The following is a 24,538-nucleotide window of genomic DNA, read 5'->3' on the forward strand; positions in this document are numbered from 1 at the left end:
CAATTGGATTTTCTATATTATAATCAATTGAATTTATTTACATTACTAAAACATAGGAGATTATCATGAAGAAATTTAAACTTTCATCTCTTCTTCCGTTAAGTTATATACTTCTACTCGTACTCGTAAGTCCCCTTTACGATGTATTAAATAAATCTACTGTTCACGCAGTAGATGTCACAACTGTAGTAGATGATTGGATTCCATTTGTGAAAGCATTTATTATTCCTTACTTACTTTGGTTTCCATACTTATACGGTGCACTTATTTATTACTGTTTTGCTGATCGAAAGCAATATTATGTCACTTTAAGTAGTGTAATTCTTGGAAAACTTGCTTGTTTTTCGATTTACTTTTTTTGGCAGACAACTGTACCACGCCCAACCGTTGTTGGAACAGATGTATTTTCCGAACTAGTCCGCTATATTTATAGTATTGATCAACCAGTAAACTGTTTCCCAAGCATTCATGTCCTTACGACATTTGTAATTATGTTAGCTGCCTTTAAGCGTAGAGAACAGCATGCTTTTGAATATTACATTCTTACTTTCTTCGGTACACTTATCATTTTATCAACGCTATTTACGAAGCAACATGCATTTGTAGACGCCATTTCTGGAATGACGCTTGCAAGCGTACTATACTTCGGTGTTCAGCTATTATTAGCAAAAGAAACAGTACGCGTTCCAGTAAAACGAAATCATAAAATGTAAAAAAGCAGACTGTGGCTTCTTCAGTCTGCTTTTCTCTATATTAAGGAGATTTTCAAATTAAGATTGCGGTACAGTCATATCACCAGAGTGAATACGACCTGCTTTTTTAAGAGCGATGTAAAGTATATAAGAAACAGCTACTGGAATGATGACATAAGTGATTATCATCGCTGGGACAACTTCCCATCCTTGGCTGGAAATTAAATTAATTGGTGCGATAAGAGAGCTTAATCCAAGGCCTGCAATTTCTTTCCCTGCTTCCAGGTGGAAAATTAATGCTGATACTGGGCCTACTATAGCGCTGGCGACGACAGTTGGGACGAGAATCATTGGATTTTTAGTAATGTTCGGCAACTGTACTTTTGGAGTACAAAGTGCCTGAGCTAATATGCCACCTAAATTATTTTCTTTCGCTGAAATAACAGAGAATCCGATAAACTGAGCAACACATCCTGCAAGTGCTGCACCACCTGCAACACCATCTAAGCTAAGTGCTATCGCTAAAGCAGCTGATGAAGCTGGAGAGATAAGTAATAGTCCCCAAACTACAGCAATCACGATAGAAGCGATGAACGGGCTACCAGCTGAACTATCTTTAATGAATGCTCCAACTGTATTTAAAACTGGGCTAATATTTTGAGCTAACCAAATACCGACTAAACCAGAACCGAGTATTGCTGCAAATGGAACGAGCATCATATCTAAAGCAGTTTTTCCACTTAATCGTTTACCAATATAAACTGCTAAAGTCGCTGTTAATAATGCACCGATTGGTTCACCTGTTTTAATGATGAGACCAGCTTCAGTAATTGAAATTGAACCGGCTCCAATTGCTCCAGCTACCATCGCTGAGAAAATTACGAGTCCGTTTGCACCGAGCATAAAAGCAATCCCGGCTCCAATTGCTGGTGCCATAAGTGATTTTGCAACAACTCCGATTGTAATAAGTAATGGGATATCAACAATTCTTCCTATATTTTCAATCAGCAAACCAATTCCAAGGGATACGAAAATACCCTGTGCGATTCCGGCTGAAGCTTTAAACACACGAGACATTATATATTCTTTCATTTGTTTCACCTTCTCCTATAATTTAGTAACCAATTGTTTTCATATAATCGCGTAAAACATCGTTTGATTTTGCAAAGCGGCTTTCTTCATCTTCTAATAAGTTCAGTTCTACCACTTCTCTTATACCGTCTCTAGTAATAATTGCTGGTACTCCTGTACAAATATCGTATTCGCCATATTCACCATCTAAAATAGCTGAAACAGCGATAACACGGTGATCATCATTGAAAATTGAGCGAGCAATATAAGCTAGAGAATTTCCGATTCCATAATAAGTAGTTCCTTTACGCTTATAAATTTCCCATCCAGCTTTCGCAGTCTTCTCAACAATTTCATCTAAATCTATTTCACCAAAACGTTCTTTTTGTTCCTCTAAAATTTGCAGAATTGGCTTACCACCAACAGTTACGTGAGACCAAGCAACCATTTGAGAATCCCCATGTTCTCCTAATGAATACCCATGAATACTACGAGGATCTACATGTAACATTTCAGATAAAATTGTTCTTAAGCGAGAAGAATCTAGTGATGTACCTGTACCAATCACACGATTTCTAGGTAATCCAGATACCTTCCACACTTGATATGTAATAATGTCAACTGGGTTCGATGCGAGTAAGAAAATGCCATCAAATCCACTTTCCATTACACCATTTACAACACTTTCCATAATCTTAGCGCTTGCTCCTAAAGTGTCTAAGCGACTTTGTCCAGGCTTCGGCGCTGGTCCTGCTGTAATAATAACAATGTCCATATCTTTGCAGTCTTCATAACTTCCTGCATATACTTTTGTTCTTGTATTTGTAAAGTTAATGCAGTGCGATAAATCCATCGCTTCTCCAACTGCACGTTCATGATTTATATCAATTAACAATAGCTCTTCGCAAATCCCTTGGTTTACAATGGAATACGCACAGCTTGATCCAACTAATCCAGTACCGATAATTGCAATTTTTCTTGTGTTTCTTCTCATAGCAATCTCTCCTAATTGATCATATAATCTATTTTTTTGTTCTTTACACTCTTAATTATAGAGATTCCTACGATAGAAACCATGGATACTTTGTGAATCATTGAACAAACTTTTGTCCTTTTTGTGAATTGTCATATTCAATTTTCGTCATATTTGTTACAACTGGAAAAATATTTATTATGTATTTATTGACATATACAAAACAAAAACGAGCGAATCCATTCGCTCGTTTCATTCATCACACTATTCCGCACTTAATTGACTTTTCAATTGCTCTACAATCATTGGATTCGCAGGTGCTGCCGGTTTGTAATAACTCTTTTGCTTTGCGTATTCATACATATTACGTTGACGCGCCTCATCTTGATTACGAATTTGAATTAACGTTTGATGTAACTGTTCATTATCAGATTGAGAAATATAATTTGCATAACTTGTTAAACTTGAATTTAACCCTGCTAAATAATCATTTACCATATCTTTTTCATTCATTTCTCTCTTCCTCCTATCCTAAAAAAGTCATTAACTGCTGTTTCGTATTTCGTGCATCTTGCGCATCCTTTTGTAGCATTTGTTTCAACTCTGGATCTGTACAAGCCTGTGCATACTGGTCCAATTTGTTAATAATCGTCGCATGACCACCAATTAAATGACGTAAATTTTCTACTTCAAGCTCTGTTAAATTTTGCATAGAACATACCCACCTTTCTTTTTTCATTCGTCATTAGTATTTGGGGTTTTTTGGATTGTATGCATAAAAAAAGTCGCAGTATACAAAGCCTAATTTTCATTTTTTTACACGCTTGTTCGAATATGCAAAATTACATATTTTTAACTTTTATTTTCACATTAAAATATAGGCATATACTATAAAATAATTAACATGAAAATCCCTTTAAAATACTTCTCATTCTTTGCAATTCCACCATTTTTCTTATTCATCATCTCTCGTCTTCTTTTACACCAAATAATAAATTATTAATGAAAGGAGAAATGAACATGAAAACACATGACTTCCTTACAGAAATCCAGAAGGGCTCTGAACCTAATCCATATCAAGATCCTATCGCATTTATTTTCCTTTGTTTTTCCTTAGCCATATACACATTTTTAAAACCAGCAAAATAATATCATCTAGCAAAAAGAGCCTCAAAATTATTTGAGGCTCTTTCTTGTTAAATTCCTTTCCGCTTCTTCAATCGCCCGTTGCATTTGCACTAACGGATCTTTAATCATCTTCCCATGCCCTGTCGCTAATATAGACGGCTTATACTCCAGCAATTTCTGAGCACTCGTTAATGAAACTTCTGCATCCCACGTACCAAACATAGGAAATGGAAAAAGCCAATTTAATTGCCCTGCTACCGCTATCCCGCCTCTCGTTTGAAATGCATCTCCAACAATGAGTGCATCATTTCTCGTGTCTAAAAACGCCATTGATCCCGGTGTATGACCTGGAGCTGCAATCGCTACAAGGGAACCTATTTGATCTCCCTCTTGAAGAAGAATATCTGGAATCGTCTTTATCCTTTTTGACACACTTACTTTTACCTGCGTGTCTGGTTCCCCTAGTTGCAGTGACAAATCCCCTTCAAGTAAACTTGCATCTCTTTTAGAAATATAGACCGGAACATTCGGCAATTCTTGTTTTATAGCATCGAGTGCCCCTATATGGTCATCATGCGCATGTGTAATAACGATATTCGTAATCGGTTTTCCTATTTTTCGAGCCGCTTCTAAAATCTTCTTTGCACAAAATGGTAAAGCAGCATCAATTAAAGTTAATCCTGTTTCTTCTTCAACAAAGTAACAGTTAATCGGAAATAGACGCGGTAAAAATGCGATTTGGTGAACTGTTCCTACTCTTATTAACTTCATCTCCTTTACCTCCATTAAAAAAAGCCGTTTACAAATACATATGTAAAACAGCCCTTTTCAAGAATCCATCGATAAAAAAACCAGCAGCCAAACGGCCACTGGTTCCCCATCATATATTAAACTGTGTAACGCTCATCTTCTAAAATTTTCGCAGCAATTTCACGCTTCTTCGGAATTACGTTAAGTGGCGTGTGGCGAGTTAATTTACGTAATGATGATAACATCATGCGCAGCATGTCGCCGTTTTCAACTGCGATAAGTGTTTCTTTCGCATCTGCTTCGATTTCGTTGAATGCTTCTTGGCAAAATACTTCAGTGTATAACACTTTTTGTTTATTCTTTTCAAGACCAGTTGTTTTAATTGCTTTTTCTGTACGAAGAAGAGCTGATTCCATTGCGTAAAGGTTGCTTACGATGTCAGCGATATTCACAAGAATTTCTTGCTCTTTATCTAATGCTTTACCGTATTTTTGAGCAGCTAATCCAGCTACCATTAAACCGATTTTCTTCGCGTTCTTTACTAAATATTTTTGAAGTGCTAATGGCTCATCGCCTACTTCTTCTGGCATCATCATCATTAACTCTTCTTGTAATTTTTGTGCTTTTTGTAGTAATGGTAATTCACCTTTCATCGCTTTACGTAAGAACGTACCTGGTACGATTAGGCGGTTAATTTCGTTCGTTCCTTCGAAAATACGGTTAATACGAGAATCGCGGTACATTCTTTCAATCTCGTACTCTGCCATAAATCCGTAACCACCGTGAATTTGAACACCTTCATCTACCGTATAATCTAACACTTCAGAACCGAACACTTTATTTAAAGAGCACTCGATTGCATATTCAGCGATAGAAGCTGCTACTGCTTTACCGTCTTTTACTTCTTCTTCAGATAATGTGCTCATGCGGCTTTCGAATAAACCTACTGTACGATATACAGAGCTTTCAGCTGCATATGTTTTCGCTGCCATATTCGCAAGTTTTTCTTGAATTAATGGGAAACGAGCGATTGGTTGTTTGAACTGTTGACGTTGATTTGCATATTGTGCTGAAATTTCTACTGCACGTTTTGCAGATCCAACTGTACCAACACCTAATTTATAACGACCGATATTTAAAATGTTGAACGCGATAATATGACCTTTACCGATTTCACCAAGTAAGTTTTCTTTCGGTACTAATGCATCTTCTAAAATTAATGTACGAGTTGAAGAACATTTAATACCCATCTTCTTCTCTTCAGGCCCTGTAGATACGCCAGCATACTCTTTCTCTACGATAAATGCTGAGAAGTGCTCGCCGTCTACTTTTGCATATACAACAAATACATCAGCAAATGCAGAGTTTGTAATCCATTGTTTTTCACCGTTTAATACGTAATGTGTACCTTCTGCATTTAAACGTGCAGTTGTTTTTGCACCTAATGCGTCAGATCCTGAACCTGGCTCAGTTAATGCATATGCAGCTAATTTTTCACCAGTTGCAAGTAATGGTAAATATTTTTTCTTTTGCTCTTCGTTACCGAATAATACGATTGGTAAAGATCCGATACCAACGTGAGCACCGTGAGTGATTGCAAAACCACCAGCGCGAGAGAATTTCTCTGCGATTAACGCTGAGCTTACTTTATCAAGACCAATTCCGCCGTACTCTTCTGGTACGTCAGCGCCTAATAAACCAAGTTCACCAGCTTCTTTTAAAAGACGCACAGAACGATCAAACTCATGTTGCTCTAAATATTCAAGCTCCGGAAGAACTTCATTTACGATAAATTCCTCTGTCGTTTTTGCAATCATTTTATGCTCAGATGAAAAATCTTCTGGCGTAAACACTTGATCAATTGTAATCTCATCTACTAAAAAGCTACCGCCTTTAACCGCACTTCCTACTGTTTTTTCCATGAAAATTTCCTCCTTCATATTTTCATGAGCCGCTTCTCTCATTTTGAAAGAAGCTGGCTCTCAATTTTTTTTATACCCCTTTGTTGCTTCCATTCTTTGCTTTAGCGTCCTCTTGTTTTGAGCGAGCCACTTCCACTTTTTATCTAATCCAGTTCCAGCGGCTAGAACGTTCGGTGGCTTCACTTCTTCCTACGAGGCAAAAAGCGCCTCTTCGTCTGAAGCTCCATCCCCCTCACATTCTGAGCGAGCCGCCTGCACTTTTTTTATAATCTAGTTCCGGTGGCTAGAACAGTCGGTCGTTTCACCCCTTCCTGTGAGGCAAAAAGCGCCTCTTCGTCAGGGCTTCCAACGCCCTCCTGTTCTGAGCGAGCCACCTGCACTTTTTTTTATAGTAATTCAAACACTCCCGCTGCTCCCATTCCGCCGCCGATACACATTGTTACGATACCGAATTGTTCGTTGCGGCGTTTCATTTCATGAATAAGAGATAGTGTTAGTTTTGCTCCTGTACAGCCTAGTGGATGTCCAAGTGCGATTGCACCGCCGTTTACGTTCACTTTTTCTTCATCTAAACCAAGTTCACGAATAACTTGAATCGATTGAGAAGCGAACGCCTCATTTAGCTCGAATAAGCCGATATCAGATAGTTCTAATCCCGCTAGTTTTAACGCTTTCGGAATTGCAGCAATTGGACCGATACCCATTATTTCTGGTGGTACACCAGCTACTGCAAATGAACGGAATTTCGCAAGTGGCTTCATGCCATCGCTCACTGCTTTTTCACGATCCATTAATAGTACAGATGCTGCTCCATCACTCATTTGTGAAGAGTTACCAGCCGTTACAGAACCACGAACGTTAAATGCTGGACGTAATTTACCTAAAATGTCTAGCGTCGTCTCCGCTCTTACACCTTCATCTTGTGCGAAAATACGTGTTTCTTCTTGCAGTTTGTTGTTTGCTCCAACAGTGCGTAACATTACATCTACAGCTACTGTTTCATCCGCAAAGTTCCCTTCAGCTAACGCTTTTGCTGCGCGCTGGTGACTTCTTACCGCAAAAGCATCTTGCTCTTCACGAGAAATTCCATATTTCACAGCAACTTGCTCTGCTGTATGTCCCATACCCATATAATATTCTGGAGCTGCTTCTACAAGGCGACTATTCGGACGAACAACGTGTCCCATCATCGGAACTAAACTCATTGATTCCGCTCCGCCTGATAATACAGCTTCCGAGTGACCAAGCATAATGCGCTCTGCTCCGTAAGCGATACTCTGTAAACCAGAAGAACAGTAACGGTTAATTGTAATAGCTGGAACATCGTAAGAAAGTCCTGCTAGCCCGCCGATATTACGAGCCATATTTAAACCTTGTTCTGCTTCTGGCATCGCACAACCGAAAATTAAATCGTCGATTGGCCCTTCATAATTCGCACGCTTTAACGTTTCCTTTACTACTAACGCCCCTAGATCGTCAGGACGAACTGTTTTTAATGAACCCCTCTTTGCTTTTCCAATTGGTGTTCTTGCTCCCGCAACAATGACAGCTTCTCTCATGAACGATATCTCCCCTCGTTATTAGTTACGTAATGGCTTTCCTTTTACAAGCATGTGCTGCATTCTTGCTTGTGATTTCATCTCACTTACTAAGCTAATAAATGCTTCACGTTCTACATCTAATAAATACTGCTCATCAACTTCTGTTCCGTACGGCACTTTTCCGCCCGCAATGACATATGCAAGTTTCTTCGCAATGTGAAGATCATGTTCAGAAATGTAACCTGATAAATGCATTGCTTCTGCACCAAGTACAAGCGTTGCATATCCTGTCTCACCAACAACTGGTATCTTTTTACGAATCGGCGCTTTATAGCCCGCTTCATATAAAGAAAGTGCTTTTTGTTTCGCATCATATAGTAAGTGATCACCATTCACACTAATACCGTCTTTATCGCCTAAGAAGTTGTTCGATACAGCTTCTTGTGCTGATGTAGAAACTTTCGCCATCGCTACAGATTCGAATACTTTATTCGCAACTTTTTGTAAGTCGAATTCTACACCGTTTGCCATTTTGTTTAAGTGTTTAATGTATAGCTCTTTGTTACCGCCTCCGCCAGGGATTAAGCCAACACCTACTTCTACTAAGCCCATATATGTTTCGCTAGAAGCTTGAATGCTCGCTGCTGGTAAACAAACTTCTGTACCGCCGCCAAGCGTCATACCATATGGCGCTGCTACAACTGGCTTAGAAGAATACTTAATTTTCGTCATTGCATCTTGGAAGTTTTTCACAACCCACTCAATTTCAAAGTAGTTGTCATCCTGTGCTTCCATTAAGATCATTGCAAGGTTCGCACCAACGCAGAAGTTCTTCGATTGGTTTCCGATAACAAGACCTTTATAATTTTTCTCTACTTCATCAACAGCGTAGTTAATCATTTGCGTAATATCCATACCGATTGCATTACTCTTCGAATGGAATTCTAAGCAAAGGATGCCGTCGCCTAAATCAATTAAGCTCGCTCCGCTATTTTTCTTTAACACACCGTTTTTCGCTTTTAATTGCTTAAGCGAAATTGCTTTTTTGTTACGTTCGATTAGCTTATATTCACCATTGTCGTAATAGTAGCTATCACCATTATCATGTTTATAGAAAGTAGCAAAACCTTTCTCTACCATTTCTTTCACCCAAGCAGGAACATTTGCGCCGTTTTCTTCCATCTTTTGAATGGACTTTTCAACGCCGATTGCATCCCAAATTTCAAATGGTCCTTGCTCCCAGCCGAAGCCCCATTTCATCGCTTGGTCAATTGCAACGATGTCGTCAGCAATTTCTTTATGAAGTTTTGCAGAGTATAAAAGAGTTGGTGTGATAATATTCCATAACAACTCTCCTGCGCGGTCTTTCGCGTATACAAGCGCTTTCAATTTATTCGATAATCCTTTTTCTTGCTTACTTAACTCGATAGATGCAGCTTTTAATTTTTTGCGCGCTTCGTATTCCATCGTTTCTGGATTTAATTCTAAAATTTCTTTTCCTTGCTTTAAGAAGAAGCCTTGACCAGTTTTACTTCCAAGCCATTTTTTATCAAGCATGTCATGCATGAAAGCTGGTACTTTAAATACGTCGCGCTCTTCTTCTTGTACATTTTCATATACGTTATTTGCAACATGTACAAATGTATCTAAACCAACAACATCTAATGTGCGGAACGTTGCGCTCTTTGGACGACCAATTAATGGACCTGTTACAGAGTCAACTTCTCCAATGCTATAACCACGCTTAATCATTTCTTGAAGCGTTACAAGCAAGCCATACGTACCGATGCGGTTTCCAATAAAGTTTGGTGTGTCTTTTGCGATAACAACGCCTTTTCCAAGAACGTCTTCGCCAAATAGTTTCATGAAGCTTAATACTTGTGGATCAGTTTCTTTCGTCGGTATTACCTCTAGAAGTTTTAAATATCGTGGTGGGTTAAAAAAGTGTGTTCCTAAGAAGTGCTTCTGGAAGTCGTCTGAACGACCTTCTGCCATTTTTTCAACGGAAATGCCTGATGTATTTGAACTCACAATTGAGCCTGGTTTACGAACAGTATCTATTTTTTCAAATAGTTTCTTCTTTATATCTAAATTTTCAACTACTACTTCAATAATCCAATCTACATCAGCAAGACGCTCAAGATCATCTTCTAAGTTACCTGCTTCGATCAGTGCTAGATTACCTTTCACTGTCAGAGGAGCTGGTTTTTGCTTTAATAGTTTTTGTACAGCCGTATTACTAAAACGATTTCTCACACTTTTATGTTCTAATGTAAGTCCCTTCGCTTCTTCTTCTTTCGTAAGCGCCGGTGGTACAATATCAAGCAATAATGTCGGAATACCAATATTAGCTAAGTGTGCCGCAATCCCTGAACCCATTACGCCTGAACCTAGAACAGCAGCCTTTTTAATTTGGAACATCCATTTCTCCCCCTATTCTTGAATGAATGCTCATTCAATTTTTCGACATAAGTCGCAATCAATGAGTGAGCCTCTACTAATAAATATATGATACAGTTTGAATTTTCGCAATATATTTATTGATAAAATTTTCTGAAATAAATACTTTTCTTTCATTTGGCTATGCTATACATGTGTATTTTCTTCACTAAAATGCACTTTTCCTTTTTATAATCTGACGAAACTGGAGGAATATATATGGCAAAACTTAAGAAAAACCCTTCAAAAGCTGGAATTAGCGCAGCAAGCGTAACTGGAAATGCAGGTCCGCATAATCACGGTGTGGAAAAAGGGCGTCAAGGTAATAACCAACAATATAAAAAGCATAATATGGGCGAAAAATAACGCTATATTTTTGGGCAGAGAACGTGGCATAATGATTAATGGCTGCTTTTTCTGCCCAATTTATTTGTACATATGGAAAACAAAAGAGGGAACGACGATGAAACGAACAATAATTATGATTGTAATGATCGCCACACTATTTACAGGGATGATTTTCTTCTCTTATGCGCATAGGCAACAAGTTGTAAGAGCAGATCAACCTAACATTACTGGGCAATACGGGATTACAATTGATGCAGACACAGGGGAAATTTTGTATGGAAAACGTGAAGATGAACGCTCTTATCCGGCTAGTATAGCCAAGATGATGACAACTCTTCTCTTACTAGAGAATGTAAAAGAAGATGAAGAAATTACGGTTACAGAGAATGCGATTAAAACAGAAAGTCAAAGTGCAAAGATTAAGCTTCGCGCGGGTGAAAAGTTAAAACGTGATGAGGCATTAAAACTTATGCTTATTATTAGTGCAGACCCAATCGCTGAGTCAATCGCTGAACATATTGCGGGATCAAAAGAAAAGTTTGTGAAAATGATGAATGCTAGAGCGAAGGAACTTGGTACAAAGCATGCGACTTTCAAAAACGCAAGTGGTGCTGATGCACTTGGAAATAAAGTATCACCTTATGACATTGCTATTATTACGAAAGAAGCATTAAAGTATCCAATTGTTTTACAATATATGAATTCAGTAAATACAACTCTACATACTTCCGAACGCTCTCCAAAAATCGCAAACTATGGACGAGAAGAACTATATGACGATCCATATGCGATTGGAAGTAAAAGCGGTTTATCGGCACTCGGAAAATACACAGTCGTAACCGTTGATGAAAAAGACGGTAAACGCGTCATTAACGTCTTGTTATCTTCTACTCGTACACAGCTATACCCTGATACGAAGAAAATGGCGAACTACGCATTTCAGCAATTAAAATAACCAAGGAGTATTTTCTCCTTGGTTATTTTTTGATCATACCTTTTAATACGAACGCAACGTTTGCTGGACGTTCTGCTAGACGACGCATGAAATAGCCATACCAGTCGTTTCCATAAGGTACGTAAACGCGCATTTTGTAGCCTTCTTTTACTAGCTCAAGTTGACGCTCTGTACGAATACCAAATAACATTTGGAATTCAAATTGATCCCTTGGAATATTGTGTTCTTCGGCAAGTTTTTTCGTATATTCAATAATCGCTTCGTCATGTGAAGCAATTGCAGTGTAATTTCCATTTAATAAGTGCATTTTAATAATCTTTTTATAATTGTCATCTACATCTTTCTTTTCCGGGAACGCTACTTCTTCAGGTTCTTTATAGGCCCCTTTTACAAGACGTAAATTAGGATTATAAGCGTTTAAATCTTCCATATCCTTTTCTGTACGATATAAGTAAGCTTGAATAACAGTACCAATATTATCGTATTCAGATTTTAATTGTTTAAAGATATCAATTGTTTTCCCGCAGCGCGTATAGTCTTCCATATCAATTGTAATAAACACACCATTTTCTTTTCCAGCTTCTAAAATACGGCGCATATTGTTCATTACGATTTCGTCAGAGATATCTAATCCCATAGAAGTCATCTTTAAAGAAAGCTGCGAATTAAGACCTTCTCTTCCAATTGCACGAATCGCTTCAATCGATTCGCTAGCCATTTCATTTGCTTCCGCTTCGTTATCAACGAATTCACCTAAATAATCGATTGTTACACAAAGACCTTGCTTATTTAATGCTTTAATTGCAGCTGTCGCTAATTCAATCGTTTCCCCTGCGACGAAGCGACCTGCACCAAAGCGTAAACCGTACTTTTTAGCCAGTTTTGTTAGCGCTTTATTTTTAGATAAGAAAAGAAACGAATTTCGCATTAATTGTTCCATGTAATTCACCCCTATGACTATAATTTATCTGTTTTTTACCCCTCTTCGAAATTATATCACTGTTTAAAATTATTTGATACAAATAATTATTTAGATAATTTATAAAATACTATCAAAACATTTAAAACCCTATATTCTCGTTTGTAAATATGAAGAAAATATTTTTCGACATTCAGAAAAAACGGGTTTACTAGGGAAAAAATGAGCATGCCGAAAATATTCGACATGCTCACAAAACCATTTATATTTCATGTAAATTATATGAGGATATTAATAGCAAAAACTTGAGGTAACATTATCTCAAGCCTCCTTACTTCTCATTTCGCTTCTCATCATTCAGCTTTTTAATATTCGTAATTAACTGTACCATCTCTTCTTTTGCATCTGGATACGTCTCATTCCAATGTTTCACTAAAGCTGGCATCGTCTTAGCCATATAAGAATAAAGTGCCCATTTCTGTACCTGCTCTTTACGCTCTTCGTTGCTCTCTCCAAGTAATAGTTCCGTGTATTTCTCTAGCAAGCCATCAAACTGCTCATTAAACTTTTCACTCATCTTATTTTCCTCCTATATGAAAAAAGCAGCGAAAATCGCTGCTTCTCCTTATAATTTTGATCGAACAGAGTTTAATTTCTTCTCCATCGTGCTTACTTTATCACGACGATCATCGATACGAATTGTTGTCGCAACGCGCTGTGCACCTTTCGTATATGGAACTTCATGCATCTGTTGAATGACTTCTAAAATGACAGGAAGATCTCCTTCAATTACTGTATTCATCGGTGTTAATTGATACTTCACGCGATCAGCATTTTTCTCTAGCACCTTTTGTACTTCTGCTACATATTCACTAACACTTGGATTACCTGTTCCTACTGGAATAATCGATACATCAACAATTGCCATAATAATCTTCCTCCTATAACTGCTTCTTATATATCCATTATCTATTTTACCGAAATCCTCATCATTTTACTAATACGTTACTCTTCTACTTTAAACTGCTCAACCACTCTCTCTAAGTCCTGCATATTCTCTGTCAAACTTTCCATCGTATGAGCTACTTTTTCTAAATGATTCACTTGTGACTCAGTTGCTGCATTTACCTCTTCAGAAACAGCCGCGCTCTCTTGACTTGTGCTAGCAATTGTTTGCATAACTTCTGTAATGTCTTCTTGCTCGTGACCTATGTTATTTACCTCTTCTACAATTTTTCCAACTGATGTACTAATTGTGCTTACAACTGACATAATTGTGCGGAATTCAGCCTCTGCCTCTGTCGTAACTTTTTTTTGTACATCCGCAATGTCTTTCAATTTACTTACAACTTCTACAACTCGTTTTACTTCTAACTGCACATCGCTAATCATTATTGCAATCTCACTCGTTGCCTCTTTTGATTGTTCAGCTAATTTCCGAACCTCTTCCGCAACAACAGCAAAGCCCTTACCTTGCTCCCCTGCACGTGCTGCTTCAATTGAAGCGTTTAAAGCCAGTAAATTCGTTTGATCCGAAAGACCTTTTATAAGTGCCACCACATTTTGAATCGATCCAACCCTTTGCTCTAACTTACCTGATGCTTCTTCCGTATGAACAACGATAGAAGATGATTGTTCTCTTGTACGAACTAAATTCCGCATCGTATTGAGTCCCTGCTTAGATGCTTCTTCCGCCTTGCCGGTCACTCCCTTTATTTCACCAACGGAACTATTCATTTCTTCCATCGACTGCGCCATATTTTCAAGTTGCGCTGAAACCTCCTCTACACTATTAGCAAGAGTAGACGCGCCTCCGCTCACATCATCCATTGCACCTGAAACTTCTCTACTAGCTGCTACAGTTTCATTCGTTAAATAATGCAGATTGTGAGTCGATTGCTGTACTGTCGATACACTATTTTTAATTTTACTTACCATTTCATTCATTTGCTCAACCATATCATTAAAGTGAGTCGTAAGCGTACCAACCTCATCTTTACTTGTCACCTTCATTTGTAGTGTTAAATCACCTTCCGCTACTTTTTGAACGTGATTTGTTAATAGTTGTAATGGTCTTGCTAATCTTCTTGAGAATATATATGATGCAACTATTCCAATTAATAAACTTATACACGCCGTTAAAATAACCGTATTTCTTGTTTCTATTAGTAAGTTATCAATGGACTCTTTCGGATATACAATCCCGATTTTCCATTTCATCTTATCAAACAATTGACTATAGGCTACTACATCTTTTCCGCCTAATGTCGCCGCTGCAAATTTCGTTTCATCTTTATTTAAACTTTTAACAAGTGGTTCTTTCGAAACATCTTTTCCTACCTTCTCTGGGTACACAATGGCAATATTTTTATCATTTATAATAAACATTTCTCCGCCATTATTATATTGAATATTATGGAGTAGCTTTTGAATCGTCCCTAGTGATACATCCATTGCTACAACACCTAACACAGAACCATCTTGCCTGACAATGGCTTTTGAAACTCCAATACTTAACTTACCTGTCGCGATTTCATATTGTGGTTGTCCCCAAATAATCGATTTTGTATCTGCTTCTGACGCTTTATACCAAGGACGACTTGTTGGATCATATCCTTCCGGTACTTTGCCTCCTTCAGCAAGATTTGCGCTCAACGTTTTTTTATCTTTCGTCCCTATGTAGACATCTAAAATATCAGGATGATTCTTTTTAAACCTTGAAAATTCCTTTAAAATAAAACTCTCCTCTTCTGGAGTAACCCCATCTTGTAGCATGTTTTGAATATCATCATGAGTTCCATAATGCCCCATATCTTCTTCAATTCGCTGCATAAATGCAGTTAACTGCTCTGTCACAAGATCCATCGTATTTTCAGAATACTGGTCTAAGGAGTGCGTTTCTTTCTCTTTTTGCAATTGATACACAGCTGTACCTAATATTACAAACATCATAGAAATAAGTACCGAAAATACTACTGCAATTTTTAAACGTAAACTTCTCAACATCTTCCCTCAAGCATCCCCTTCTCGATGAAATTTAATCTTACTAATCACTATATTAAGTATAATAGATAAATCAGAAAGCTCAATCCATATAGTTTAAAAAATTGAAATTTATTCTCATTTCAATTAGCTTAGTTATTATCTCGACACTTGTGTAAAAACAAATAGTTCATTATCCTTAACATATAATCTCATTCGTTCGGAGGGAACTATGCTACAAAAATTCGGTTTCTCACAATATGAAAGCCAAGCTTATGAAGTTGTCGTATCAAGCAATGACCCATTAGATGCAACGACTATCGTTAAACATTCAGGTGTTCCAAAAGCAAAAATATACGAAGTGTTAGCACGACTCATTGATAAAGGGATGGTGATGGATTCTGTTTCTGAAAAGAAAAAATTGTATACAGCATTACCACTCAAGCTAGCAATTGAAAAGTTAACGACAGAATTCCAATCTAATATTAAAGAACTTGAAAATAATATTTCTAAAAAGTCATTTACAGATGACCGCGTTTGGAGTTTAAAAATGCAGTCTTCTATTAAAGTACAAAGTAGGCAACTTATAGAAGATGCGAAAGAATCCATACGCATCTCTGCATGGAATGATACCCTTTTAGAATATCTTCCTTTACTAGAACAAAAAGCAAAACAAGGCGTCCAAGTCGAGTCCCTCATAGTTGGAAAAGTGGAAACAGACTTAGAAAACATGCATTTTTTAATCCCAGCTCAAGAACCTAACGCATTAGAGCGTTACTTACTACTCATCGTTGACGATCGTGAAATTTTATTTGCTGGTGTAGAGCAAGGATCATGGCAAGCGATGAAAACAATGTCACAACCTTTCGTGAAGTTCTTTACGGAGTTCTTCTATCATGACGTTGCACTTGCGAAGATTACAGAGAAGCACCATGATCTCTTTATGGAAGATGAGGAAATTAAGAGTTTGTTGATGAAATTGAGGTATTAATACATTCCTATAGTAATTTCTCACATAAAAAAATCTGTACCAAAAGGAGTTTTACATACTCTTTTGGTACAGGTCTTTTTTATGCCTTCGCTAATTCAATTTTATGTAGTTGGTTTTTCGGATGGTTTTGATTTGTAAATACAGAACGTTCATTTCACGACTTCTTTTGCTCCTTTATCTCCCTCAAAAGCTCAATAATCTTCTCATTTTGCTCTACTTGTTTCTCAGAATTTTGATAGATGAAACGAATCCATCTAAATACAAAAATAATAAGAAATAATGGGACTAAAGAAATTAGAAAACCAATAATTGAAAAATTAGACTCCATATACTATCACCTCGCTATATACTCCCTTCTCCATTTCTCTACTAACCCCTGCAATTTTTCACACAAAAAAGAACCTATCAAATGATAGATTCTTCTTTCGTAAGCTGATTCGAGCGTCCTCTCGTAATAGAGAAAATCGCACAAAGCAGTGCCAATATAATAAAAACGCCGCCTACCCAAGCGTTATATATAACAGATGATTTTTCAATAACAACTCCGCCCACTGTTGAGCCAAGTGCAATTCCTAAATGAAGTGCAGAGTTATTTAAACCTTGCTGAATACCAGCTGATTCTGGTGCAATTTCAATTAAATAGTTTTGCTGTGCTGGCGAAATCGCCCAGCTCAGCATACTCCAAAGCCCCATCATAATGATGAAGAGCGGGAATGAGAATGTCATCATCGGCAACATAAAGATTGCACATGCAAATACGATAATGATGGAAATAATACTTTTCTTCGATCCCCATTTATCAGCAAGCCAGCCGCCAAGGCCACCTCCAAGTACCGCTGCAATTCCGAAAATGAAGTAAAACACACTAATCCAATTTGCTTCAACATGCATCACATCTTTTAAAAACGGTGTTAAATATGCGTATAGCGTTAAATGTCCTGTTAAAAATAAAAATGATGTTAACTGTGCACTTACAATTTTTTTATCCTTTAACGTAGCAATTTGTTCTCTTATTGATAATACCGATGTCGCTGGTACTTTCGTTAAGAACAACGAAATACAAGCAATCGCCATAACCGTTAATATTGAAATTAATACAAATGGTGCACGCCATCCATATGCATTTCCGAGCACAAGACCTAGCGGTACTCCAAGTACGAGTGATCCGCTAATCCCCATAAAAATGATCCCAATTGCACGCGCACGGAAATGTGGCTCTACTACACTAGAAGCAAGTGTTACCGATAGTGCAATAATAAGCGATCCACTCGCCGCACAAATTACCCTTGAAAACATTAACATCTCATAATTCACACTAAATGCCGAAACAATATTTCCAACTAAGAAAATTGATAATGCCATAACATACAATTTTTTTCTTTCAAACTTCCCTGTTAATGCTAATAAAACTGGCCCTGATAGAGCGAATACTACTGAAAATATTGTAATAAGCTGACCAGCTGCGCTAATAGATACTCCTAAATCATTGGCAACTAAATCAAGCGTTCCTCCTATAATTAGCTCAACCGTTCCGACTACGAAAGCCGCAATAGCTAAAATATATACACGAAAATTCAAGTCTTCCCCCACACTTTCTCTTTTGGTTACTACTATTATAGTAACCAAAAGAGAAAGTGGACGCAAGTATAATTTTTTTACAGCAAAAAAGGCAGGCGTATTATACGCCTGCCCTTCAATCATTAAACTCCAGTTTCTTTCTTCTTATTTAAGTACCAATACACCGGAAGTCCAGTAAATACAATTCCAATTGATAAGAAACAACTTACCGGATCATTAATAATCGCACTTCCAAGTACAAATAATGATCCTAAAATCGCAATGATTGGTACAATCGGGAATAACGGTACACTGTATGCACGCTCTTTATTCTTGTTACGCTTTCTTAAAATGAAGACACCAATAAACGTCATTACATAGAAAATATAAATAATGAATACGGAAATCTCAGATAGCTTATTCGGATCACTAATAAGCATTAAAATAATTCCTAATATGATTTCAACAGTAATCGCATTCGCTGGTGTTTTAAACTTCTCATGTGCCTTTGCGATAAACTTAGAAAACGGAAGGTGTCCACGCTCTGCCATCGACATCGGAATACGTGGGAACGTTAAAATCTTTCCATTTAAACAGCCGAAAATAGAAATGATAATACCGATACTAATAATTTTCCCGCCATATTCTCCAAGTAACATGCCTGCAGCTGTCGCTGTTGCATTTTCTCCAAGGTCCACAATTTTCGTTGCTGGTAATACATTTAATAACGCTAAGTTAATTAATACGTAAGCAGCTGTTACAATTAAAATACCAACTGTCATTGCCTTCGGTAATAACTTTGTTGGATTCTTCATTTCTCCGCCAATAGAAGCGAGTAAAATCCAACCATCATAAGCGAATAAAGTTGCTAAAATTGCCATCCCGATACTTTGATTTTCTGATATCGGTACAACTACGTTGAAGATATCACTATTCCCTTTCCAAAACCCTAGCACAACAATTAATATAATCGGAATCATCTTTCCAACTGTCGTAACCGTTTGGACGATGCCCCCATATTTTGTTCCCAAACTATTTATAACGCCTAGGAACACAACTGTTCCAATTGCGATTGGTAAATTCCATACTTTATCTAAATAGAAAAAATTAATCATTAAAGAACTAAAATACAAACCTAACGTTCCAATAATAGCTGGACCATATACAATCGTTTGCATCCAGCCAGATAAATACCCCCAAAAACTTCCGTAAATCTCCTCTAAATACGTATACAACCCACCATTTTTCGGAATTTGCGCCCCAATTTCGGCTACTGTTAAACCACTTGCTAACGTCAACAGACCACCAATTACCCAAGCAAGGATTGCCATATTAGAACTCCCCGAGTAATCTAATACGCTCCCTGGTTTCATAAACACACCAGACCCAATAATAGTTCCTACTACGATAGAAAGTGCTACTGTTAAACCAATTTTGTTTTTCTCATCATGATGCATGCTGCGTATCCTCCTTCCAATTCTAGTGTGATGCAAAAATGAAATAAAAAAACACTCCTCCCTAAAAAAGGGACGAGTGTTGTATTCGTGGTTCCACCCTTGTTTCAATTAGTAAAGTGACACACTTCACCAATTTCTCAAGTCTAAATAACGGTTTTTGCCGGCAAGCAATTACTAGATATCCGTTCACTGCTGCAGTTCAGAGGTGGTAATCGATTTTCCCGTATTAGGAAGCTCACAGCCAAAGGCCTCCCTCTCTGAGAATCGTAAAAAATTGATCATGTCCTCATCATCACTTCTTGATGTCGAATTTTGTAGTTATTGTTCATTATATTGAATTGTTAGAAAAAATCAATATATATTTTATATAACAAAAAAATTTTTCTCTTCTTATATTATAACAGAAGCTATTATATTTCCAATCAAAAGGACCGATTTCCAAATTAAGAAATCGGTCCTAAATATGTACCTTTCGGTTGCCCACACGAAAGATACTACATAATTCAATTATTTATCTTCGCTTTTCATGAACAATTTATGATGTGGCAGATCAACATTCAATTCCGCTAGTTGTTTCTTTTCATTTTCTAGAATCGCTTTCGCTTTTTCTTTCGCCTGGTCATCTAAGTTCGCAAAGATGTCTTCATGCTTTTCTTTCTCAGGAAGTTTCACACCTAATTTTGTTAATTCCTCTTTTGCTTGCTCACGTGTTAGTTTCCCGGATTTTTTTTGCTCTAAAATCGACTTCGCTTTTTCCTTTGTTGCCTCATCTAACCCTGCAAACATATCCTTGTGCTTACCCTTCTCTGGGAATTTCACACCTAATTTTGTTAATTCTTCTTTTCCTTGCTCACGTGTTAGTTTCCCGGATTTTTCTTGCTCTAAAATCGACTTCGCTTTTTCCTTTGTTGCCTCATCTAACCCTGCAAACATATCCTTGTGCTTACCCTTCTCTGGGAATTTCACACCTAGTTTTGTCAATTCTTCTTTTGCTTGCTCATGCGTTAATTTCCCAGATTTCTCTTGCTCTAAAATCGACTTCGCTTTTTCCTTTGTTGCCTCATCTAACCCTGCAAACATATCTTTGTGATTACCCTTTTCTGGGGATTTCACGCCTAGTTTTGTTAATTCTTCTTTCGCTTGCTCACGTGTTAGTTTCCCGGATTTTTCTTGTTCTAGAATCGACTTCGCTTTTTCTTTTGTTGCCTCATCTAGATTCGCAAACATATCTTTACGTTTCTCTTTCTCTGGAAGCTTTACACCTAGTTTCTCTAATTGTTTCTTTGTATCATCCATAATCGTTTTTACTTTTTGTTTTGTAGCGGCATCTAAATCTTTTTTCGCCGTTTTTGTAGGTTGATCCGCTGCTGGAGTATTCGTTGCCGCAAATGCTGGCACACCAATTCCTCCTATAATTCCAAATGATAAAGCACCTGCAATTGCTAAATACCCAACTGTTTTCTTCTTCATAGGAAATTTCCTCCTTCATCTGTCTAAAGCATGTACACTTTCGTATACAATGCCTATAGTAATGCTGGTTTCTTAAAATTTCCTTAACGAGTTAAATAAAATGGAACTTTAATTAGTGGGGGTGTGCATCCTACACTACTCGGATTGGGCTTTTACGGGACAAAAAAACACCGCTCATCACGAGCGGCGTTTATCTAAGCTTTTTGTAATTGTAATTCTTCACGTTCCATTACTTTTCTTAATACAATTGTTTGTGTCATTGTAAATAAGTTACCTGTAATCCAATACAATACAAGTCCTGACGGTGCCGCAATTCCCATAAACAAAATCATCGCTGGCATCATTATTTGCTGTATTTTCAGCATTTGTACTTGCTCTCCAGGCGTTATATTTGATTGGAACACCTTCATTTGAATAAATGTTGTTAACGCTGCGATAATCGGTAATATATGATATGGATCTGCATGTCCTAGGTTCACCCATAAAAATGAAGATGTACGAATCTCTTCAGTTCGGCTAATCGCATAATACAAAGCAGAGAAAATCGGCATTTGTATAAAGATTGGCCAGCACCCAGCTAACGGATTCCAACCGCCTGATTTCATTAGTTCTGACATTTCTTTTTGATACTGCTTTTGTTTTTCAAGATCTTTACCCACATCACCGTATTTCTGTTTCAGCTTCTGTAATTCAGGTTGCATTTTTTTCATTTTCGCTTGGCTACGATATTGCGAAACAGCTAATGGAATCATCGCTGAACGAACAACAAGCGTAATTATAATGATTGCAATCCCGAAGCTAGCTCCAGGTATATGATGAGCAACAAATTGAATCATAAATGAGATTGGATATACGAAATAATGGTTCCAAATTCCCGTACTATGTGAATCAATTGTACCTGCATTACTGCAGCCAGATAAAACAAAAACAAGTAATAATGATAAACTAATGAGCCTAGCTCGGTATGATTTTAACATGTTCATTCCTCCAATGTTTCGTAATTAATTAGCGAAACATTGGTGTATACGGACCTACCTCGTCACTCTCTCCACTCGATTCTTGTCTGCGGACAGAACGAATCATTCCATATTTATAAAAAATAGAAAATAGCGGTACATTTCTTGTACCCTCTTCACACGTATCAACTAGTTTAAACGCTCTCTGTCTACCGTTCGATGCTTGCTGACGCACAAAGCGAGAAACGTTAGCAAGAAAAAAGACTTCTAATAAACAAAGCGCCGTCGTTACAAACGATATATATAGAATTGCATCCTGCAATAAAAATTCCATCGCTTCACATCCTTAATAAAGTCATTTTAGCACATTCAACAAACATTCTCTATTTCCTTTTATTTTCAAAAAAGAATTTTGCATATTTTCTCAAAAAATTATGCTAGAAAACCAATGTATTCGCTTTCTTTAGTATATTCACACGTACCTTTGAATAGGTTTGATTTTTTAGAAATTTATAAAATTTTTGCATTATAATAAAACTATTGCCAGTTTTTGAAAAAAGCTTTATTCTCTTCTTGTAATCAAAAATGAATATGGAGATGAAACATACTATGGGTCAACTAGGAGACGCCGATTACGTTCCCGACACCGCCTTTTTATCCTTCCCAGCAGCTAAAACATTTCACTTAGAATTTATCATACAGTTAGTTGTTATTTTTATAGCTTCTATTTTGTATGCAATTTCTATGAATATGTTTTTTATCCCGCATAATATGATTAGCGGTGGGTTCGCTGGTGTAGGGATGATTATCGGTTATTTAATGCACTACAATATCGGAGCACTTATCTTTTTACTAAACATTCCACTTCTTATTTTAAGTCACTTTTACTTAGGAAAGAAGACAACCTTTTTAACGGCATACTTTGTAGCTGTATCATCTTTAGCGATGAACATTATCCCAGTACACCAAGTTTCAGATGATATTTTGCTGTCTTCTGTATTCGGTGGTGTCATCTGCGGTGCTGCCTCAGGAATCATATTCCGATTTGCTTCTTCAACAGGTGGTTTTGATGTTGTTGGATTGATTGTAGCGAAACATCGCGATGTTTCAATTGGAGCAATCATCTTTGGATTCAACTTAATCTTACTTGTTGCAGCAGGATTTATTTTCGGATGGGATATTACGCTTTATACGTTAATTAGTCGGTTTGTAGTCAGCAAAGTAATTGATGCCGTGCACACAAAACATATTAAATTAACGATAATGACAATTACAGAAAAAGGTGAGGAAATAAAAAGCTCACTATTACATCACGGCATACGTGGCGTAACAATGGTAGATGCTGTCGGCGGCTATACAAACCATAAGAAAAAAATGATTTACACTGTCGTAACTCGCTACGAGTTGGGCGAAATGAAACGTATTATCCGCCAAGTGGATAATAAAGCATTTATGAACATTACTGAAACAGTTGAAATTGTCGGCCGTTTCAAACGTATATAAAAAAGCGCAAGGAACTACAATTCCTTGCGCTTTTTATTTTTTACACTTATTACAAAATCAGATAATTCTATAATTGTGCCCCTAAATGTGTTATAATGAAAGCAGACTTACAAAAAAGAGTATATAGACTTGGAAGTTTCTCTTATTTTTATAAGCAAAAAGAAACGAGCAGTCGGGTATATTTCAGACACCATACACGTAACGGTTTTCCAAAAGCCGTTCATCTTAGTTATTCTTCACTGATCTTTTTATAAAAAGATACGTACAACTAAAATTCACTTCAATATACTATACCTACCTTTTTGACTTCCAAATCATCTTATTACATAAGGAGATGAACATATGAATCAATATATACGATACACACTAGCTGTCCTATTTGCCATCGTCGGCGGTGCAATCTGTTTCTGGACAAACACTGAGCTTGGAGAGAATATCATTTTTAATGGAATCGAAACCCTTGTAAGCGCTTCAATTTTAGGCGGATATATTTTCTTCCTCTTCAATCCAGAAGAAAATGCTCAAAAAACAATGTTATTAACAATGATCGGAATCGTTGGCGGATGTATTTCCTACTCAATGACAAACTATACATTACCACTTCAATTAAGCTCAGCTTTCTTCCACGGTCTATGGACTTGGTTTATCGCATTCTGCCTAGCAGACGTATTCAACCTATTACAAGACCACGAAGAAGAAAATGGTCAACAAATTGAAAGCAACTCTTAAGCTGGAAGATACTCTTCCAGCTTTTTTGTTTGCTATCCCCCCCGCACATACCTATGCTGGTATTACCTGAAATATATCAGCGATTTTTCAAATATATCGACGGTTCGACACAGGATATCGACTTACCGACATCTTTCAACATCCCTAAAGTACAA

Annotated in this window: 25 protein-coding genes and 1 other annotated feature; of the genes, 7 read left to right on the plus strand and 18 right to left on the minus strand. The window is 37.2% G+C overall.

The window, feature by feature from the left end; all coding sequences use genetic code 11:
• The first annotated feature begins 65 nt into the window (after window positions 1-65).
• Complete coding sequence (locus EXW56_RS23960) at window positions 66-713, plus strand: phosphatase PAP2 family protein (RefSeq protein ID WP_002198944.1); 648 nt, start codon at window positions 66-68, stop codon at window positions 711-713.
• Between the two features lie 57 nt (window positions 714-770).
• Here EXW56_RS23960 and EXW56_RS23965 read toward each other — a convergent pair whose 3' ends face one another.
• The 4 genes from EXW56_RS23965 to EXW56_RS23980 all read right to left on the minus strand — a co-directional run bounded on the left by EXW56_RS23965 (window position 771) and on the right by EXW56_RS23980 (window position 3,448).
• Window positions 771-1,784: a PTS sugar transporter subunit IIC gene (locus EXW56_RS23965; RefSeq protein ID WP_002198943.1), complete on the minus strand. Its 1,014-nt coding sequence runs from the start codon at window positions 1,782-1,784 to the stop codon at window positions 771-773.
• Between the two features lie 22 nt (window positions 1,785-1,806).
• Window positions 1,807-2,757 carry an L-lactate dehydrogenase gene (locus EXW56_RS23970; RefSeq protein WP_033716664.1) on the minus strand — a complete coding sequence of 317 codons (951 nt, stop codon included), beginning with the start codon at window positions 2,755-2,757 and terminating at the stop codon, window positions 1,807-1,809.
• 243 nt (window positions 2,758-3,000) lie between these two features.
• Window positions 3,001-3,249 (minus strand): spore coat protein, encoded by a 249-nt coding sequence (locus tag EXW56_RS23975; RefSeq protein WP_002198940.1) that lies wholly within the window; start codon window positions 3,247-3,249, stop codon window positions 3,001-3,003.
• Between the two features lie 13 nt (window positions 3,250-3,262).
• The gene (locus tag EXW56_RS23980) at window positions 3,263-3,448 is read right to left on the minus strand and encodes a hypothetical protein (RefSeq protein WP_002112687.1); all 186 of its coding nucleotides are present in this window, start codon (window positions 3,446-3,448) and stop codon (window positions 3,263-3,265) included.
• A 308-nt stretch (window positions 3,449-3,756) separates the two neighbouring features.
• Between EXW56_RS23980 and EXW56_RS27870 the strand changes: the two genes are divergently transcribed.
• On the plus strand, window positions 3,757-3,885 hold the full coding sequence (locus EXW56_RS27870) for a hypothetical protein (protein ID WP_002112689.1): 129 nt from the start codon (window positions 3,757-3,759) through the stop codon (window positions 3,883-3,885).
• Window positions 3,886-3,912: 27 nt separating this feature from the next.
• On the opposite strand, the gene EXW56_RS23985 is transcribed toward EXW56_RS27870, so the two are convergent.
• The 4 genes from EXW56_RS23985 to EXW56_RS24000 all read right to left on the minus strand — a co-directional run bounded on the left by EXW56_RS23985 (window position 3,913) and on the right by EXW56_RS24000 (window position 10,498).
• On the minus strand, window positions 3,913-4,635 hold the full coding sequence (locus tag EXW56_RS23985; protein ID WP_002198939.1) for an MBL fold metallo-hydrolase: 723 nt from the start codon (window positions 4,633-4,635) through the stop codon (window positions 3,913-3,915).
• A gap of 116 nt (window positions 4,636-4,751) precedes the next feature.
• Window positions 4,752-6,536 (minus strand): acyl-CoA dehydrogenase family protein, encoded by a 1,785-nt coding sequence (locus tag EXW56_RS23990; RefSeq protein WP_088074187.1) that lies wholly within the window; start codon window positions 6,534-6,536, stop codon window positions 4,752-4,754.
• A gap of 386 nt (window positions 6,537-6,922) precedes the next feature.
• On the minus strand, window positions 6,923-8,095 hold the full coding sequence (locus EXW56_RS23995; RefSeq protein ID WP_098988214.1) for an acetyl-CoA C-acetyltransferase: 1,173 nt from the start codon (window positions 8,093-8,095) through the stop codon (window positions 6,923-6,925).
• Between the two features lie 21 nt (window positions 8,096-8,116).
• Window positions 8,117-10,498 (minus strand): 3-hydroxyacyl-CoA dehydrogenase/enoyl-CoA hydratase family protein, encoded by a 2,382-nt coding sequence (locus EXW56_RS24000; RefSeq protein ID WP_215557668.1) that lies wholly within the window; start codon window positions 10,496-10,498, stop codon window positions 8,117-8,119.
• 237 nt (window positions 10,499-10,735) lie between these two features.
• Here EXW56_RS24000 and EXW56_RS24005 point away from each other — a divergent pair, with 237 nt between their 5' ends.
• Window positions 10,736-10,882, plus strand: coding sequence for a YuzL family protein (locus EXW56_RS24005; protein ID WP_001096344.1), 147 nt, complete (start codon window positions 10,736-10,738; stop codon window positions 10,880-10,882).
• Between the two features lie 97 nt (window positions 10,883-10,979).
• Window positions 10,980-11,819: a D-alanyl-D-alanine carboxypeptidase family protein gene (locus EXW56_RS24010; RefSeq protein ID WP_002198936.1), complete on the plus strand. Its 840-nt coding sequence runs from the start codon at window positions 10,980-10,982 to the stop codon at window positions 11,817-11,819.
• Between the two features lie 22 nt (window positions 11,820-11,841).
• On the opposite strand, the gene EXW56_RS24015 is transcribed toward EXW56_RS24010, so the two are convergent.
• From EXW56_RS24015 to EXW56_RS24030, 4 genes are all read right to left on the minus strand, one after another.
• Complete coding sequence (locus EXW56_RS24015) at window positions 11,842-12,759, minus strand: proline dehydrogenase family protein (protein WP_002112697.1); 918 nt, start codon at window positions 12,757-12,759, stop codon at window positions 11,842-11,844.
• A 310-nt stretch (window positions 12,760-13,069) separates the two neighbouring features.
• Complete coding sequence (locus EXW56_RS24020; protein WP_001290599.1) at window positions 13,070-13,315, minus strand: YusU family protein; 246 nt, start codon at window positions 13,313-13,315, stop codon at window positions 13,070-13,072.
• A gap of 48 nt (window positions 13,316-13,363) precedes the next feature.
• Window positions 13,364-13,666 carry an MTH1187 family thiamine-binding protein gene (locus EXW56_RS24025; RefSeq protein ID WP_001018862.1) on the minus strand — a complete coding sequence of 101 codons (303 nt, stop codon included), beginning with the start codon at window positions 13,664-13,666 and terminating at the stop codon, window positions 13,364-13,366.
• Between the two features lie 77 nt (window positions 13,667-13,743).
• The gene (locus EXW56_RS24030) at window positions 13,744-15,744 is read right to left on the minus strand and encodes a methyl-accepting chemotaxis protein (RefSeq protein ID WP_070129137.1); all 2,001 of its coding nucleotides are present in this window, start codon (window positions 15,742-15,744) and stop codon (window positions 13,744-13,746) included.
• Window positions 15,745-15,952: 208 nt separating this feature from the next.
• On the opposite strand from EXW56_RS24030, the gene EXW56_RS24035 reads away from it, so the two are divergent.
• Window positions 15,953-16,711, plus strand: a complete 759-nt coding sequence (locus tag EXW56_RS24035; protein ID WP_215597021.1) for a TrmB family transcriptional regulator — start codon at window positions 15,953-15,955, stop codon at window positions 16,709-16,711.
• Between the two features lie 154 nt (window positions 16,712-16,865).
• Here the strand turns inward: EXW56_RS24035 and EXW56_RS24040 are convergent, their stop codons facing one another.
• From EXW56_RS24040 to EXW56_RS24065, 6 genes are all read right to left on the minus strand, one after another.
• Window positions 16,866-17,039, minus strand: a complete 174-nt coding sequence (locus tag EXW56_RS24040; RefSeq protein WP_215597022.1) for a hypothetical protein — start codon at window positions 17,037-17,039, stop codon at window positions 16,866-16,868.
• 77 nt (window positions 17,040-17,116) lie between these two features.
• On the minus strand, window positions 17,117-18,412 hold the full coding sequence (locus EXW56_RS24045; protein WP_098988210.1) for an MFS transporter: 1,296 nt from the start codon (window positions 18,410-18,412) through the stop codon (window positions 17,117-17,119).
• On the minus strand, window positions 18,412-19,725 hold the full coding sequence (locus EXW56_RS24050; RefSeq protein ID WP_215597023.1) for an APC family permease: 1,314 nt from the start codon (window positions 19,723-19,725) through the stop codon (window positions 18,412-18,414). Before EXW56_RS24050 ends, EXW56_RS24045 begins: the two co-directional genes overlap by 1 nt.
• Before the next feature lie 65 nt (window positions 19,726-19,790).
• Window positions 19,791-20,027 (minus strand) — a binding site (T-box leader).
• Window positions 20,028-20,232: 205 nt separating this feature from the next.
• A complete protein-coding gene (locus EXW56_RS24055; RefSeq protein WP_215597024.1) occupies window positions 20,233-21,195 on the minus strand; it encodes a hypothetical protein in 963 nt (320 codons plus the stop codon).
• A gap of 194 nt (window positions 21,196-21,389) precedes the next feature.
• Window positions 21,390-22,172, minus strand: coding sequence for a membrane protein insertase YidC (locus tag EXW56_RS24060; protein WP_215557673.1), 783 nt, complete (start codon window positions 22,170-22,172; stop codon window positions 21,390-21,392).
• Window positions 22,173-22,200: 28 nt separating this feature from the next.
• The gene (locus EXW56_RS24065; protein ID WP_002112708.1) at window positions 22,201-22,485 is read right to left on the minus strand and encodes a hypothetical protein; all 285 of its coding nucleotides are present in this window, start codon (window positions 22,483-22,485) and stop codon (window positions 22,201-22,203) included.
• A 275-nt stretch (window positions 22,486-22,760) separates the two neighbouring features.
• Between EXW56_RS24065 and EXW56_RS24070 the strand changes: the two genes are divergently transcribed.
• Both EXW56_RS24070 and EXW56_RS24075 read left to right on the plus strand, forming a co-directional pair.
• Window positions 22,761-23,654, plus strand: coding sequence for a YitT family protein (locus EXW56_RS24070; RefSeq protein WP_000530031.1), 894 nt, complete (start codon window positions 22,761-22,763; stop codon window positions 23,652-23,654).
• A 342-nt stretch (window positions 23,655-23,996) separates the two neighbouring features.
• Window positions 23,997-24,383, plus strand: a complete 387-nt coding sequence (locus tag EXW56_RS24075) for a DUF3938 domain-containing protein (RefSeq protein ID WP_002112709.1) — start codon at window positions 23,997-23,999, stop codon at window positions 24,381-24,383.
• Window positions 24,384-24,538: the final 155 nt, after the last annotated feature.

The sequence above is a fragment of the Bacillus mycoides genome (genome assembly GCF_018742245.1).
Lineage (GTDB): Bacteria > Bacillota > Bacilli > Bacillales > Bacillaceae_G > Bacillus_A > Bacillus_A cereus_U.